2 protein-coding genes and 1 pseudogene are annotated in these 1,551 nt (G+C 38.2%); 1 reads left to right on the top strand and 2 read right to left on the bottom strand.

Features of this window, described 5'->3' with window-relative positions:
• Positions 1 to 79: 79 nt before the first annotated feature.
• A pseudogene (locus HYX58_06445) lies at positions 80 to 247 on the top strand (hypothetical protein).
• 72 nt (positions 248 to 319) lie between these two features.
• On the opposite strand, the gene HYX58_06440 reads toward HYX58_06445, so the two are convergent.
• The gene (locus HYX58_06440) at positions 320 to 1,120 is read right to left on the bottom strand and encodes a transposase (GenBank protein MBI2775620.1); all 801 of its coding nucleotides are present in this window, start codon (positions 1,118 to 1,120) and stop codon (positions 320 to 322) included.
• Between the two features lie 28 nt (positions 1,121 to 1,148).
• Positions 1,149 to 1,388: a hypothetical protein gene (locus HYX58_06435; protein MBI2775619.1), complete on the bottom strand. Its 240-nt coding sequence runs from the start codon at positions 1,386 to 1,388 to the stop codon at positions 1,149 to 1,151.
• Positions 1,389 to 1,551 lie beyond the last annotated feature (163 nt).

The raw sequence follows: 1,551 nt of genomic DNA, 5'->3' as shown, positions 1-1,551 counted from the left end.
TTTTATCCTACCGGCAATCAAAAAGCAACTGTGGATAACTTTCGGTTTTGTTTCGGTATGCAAGTGATATAATTTAAGTATGAATACAATCACCCCAAAACAAAAAGAGGTTCTTCAGTTTGTAAAAAAATATAGCGCGAAAAATGACTTTGCTCCTTCGCTTGAAGAAATCAGGAAAAATCTGAAGCTTCGCTCAATATCAACCATACATCACTATGAATTACAAAACTCCTCAACCTGTCGATAATTTTTCCATGCCAAACAACCACAGTTAACTGTGTTTTAGAGCAAAAGTGAGTCTTTCATTCAAACAATTTCTCTAGGCAAGCACATAGCCCAGAATTGAGTAGACATAGTTTCCTAAGTAACCATCAACTGATTTTGGGAGAGAGGTTTCAAGTCCATAGAACATTTTCAAGTTCCTGAAGTTGAGTTCGATTAACATACGTGTGTCATACAGCATGTTCTGGAATTCAGTAGCAATCTTTTTCATGTTAGCTCTCGGTTTGGCAAACAGGATTCGTTTGTTTTCAATGAAGAAGTCTCGTTCAAGATCCTTTGAAAGGTAACCAGCGTCAGCAATGAATATTCCCATCATATCTTTGTTCATTTCCTTGAAAGTTGTTCTGTCATTGGAGTTGCCTGATCCTAGACTAACCACAAGAAGATTCCCTCTCAAATCAGTGGTAATACTCATTTTAAGCCCGTAATACCAGCCTTTTGGACCATGTGCCCAATTAGCATAGGCACTCATGGTTCTGTGGCGACTAGCATTCTTGGTAAGACAAACTGAAATGTCGGTAGAGTCTGTGTGTTTTACAATGTGCGCATATTTCTGATTCCATTTGAGAATTGATTGGAGGATGAGGAATGCGTAAATTGCCAATCGATTCATGTTCACCACAAGAGTTTTGTAACTGCATTTCAGATTGAATATTTCCCAGACTGATTTCTTGGTTTTGATGCCTTGTGATTGTTTGAAGAGTGAAAGAGCTATCGTTTCTTCGGGGCTTACTGCTAATGGTCGACCAGTGCTTTTTATGATTTTCAATTTTAATTGTTTGAAGAAGAACTGAACTTTTGCTATCATGTTATTGAAGATTTGAATCTTCGTTTTCATAGTTCAGGCACCTTTACCGGTGCCTGTTCTATTTTATATGAAAATGAGGGAAAAAGGGAGTTTCGTAATTCAAAGATAAATAGGAGAGCAACTCCTTGCGCTGTTCTTCCTTGTCGACGAGTTTTTCTTTCAATGCGGCGATCGTTCGGTCTTTTTCCTTGAGCAACGCTACCTGCTCCCTGATCTTTTGCCGGTACCGCCCTACACTTCTTTTCAATCTCGCGACCGACATCCCCAGTCTGATCTCCTTCGATAAATGGCCTCTCATGTGTATACCTATTTTACCAATAATACCCTTGCAAAACAAGGATATTTATCCACTTTTGTACTCAGTTTTGTGAGCTGATACAATTTTCATTTTCTTTGCCCGCAGTAGTAAAATATCCTTATTTTAGACCATTTTTAGTTACTGATTTTAATTTCGTGGACAT

The sequence above is a fragment of the Candidatus Dependentiae bacterium genome, from assembly GCA_016191325.1.
Taxonomy (GTDB): Bacteria; Babelota; Babeliae; order Babelales; family JACPOV01; genus JACPOV01.
Note: the sequence above shows the minus strand (reverse complement) of the source record. Positions and strands in the feature narration are given on the sequence as shown.

Coding starts and splice junctions, on each gene's coding strand:
- HYX58_06440 (MBI2775620.1), bottom strand. CDS start 1,120: ATGAAAACGAAGATTCAAATCTTCAATAACATGATAGCAAAAGTTCAG.
- HYX58_06435 (MBI2775619.1), bottom strand. CDS start 1,388: ATGAGAGGCCATTTATCGAAGGAGATCAGACTGGGGATGTCGGTCGCG.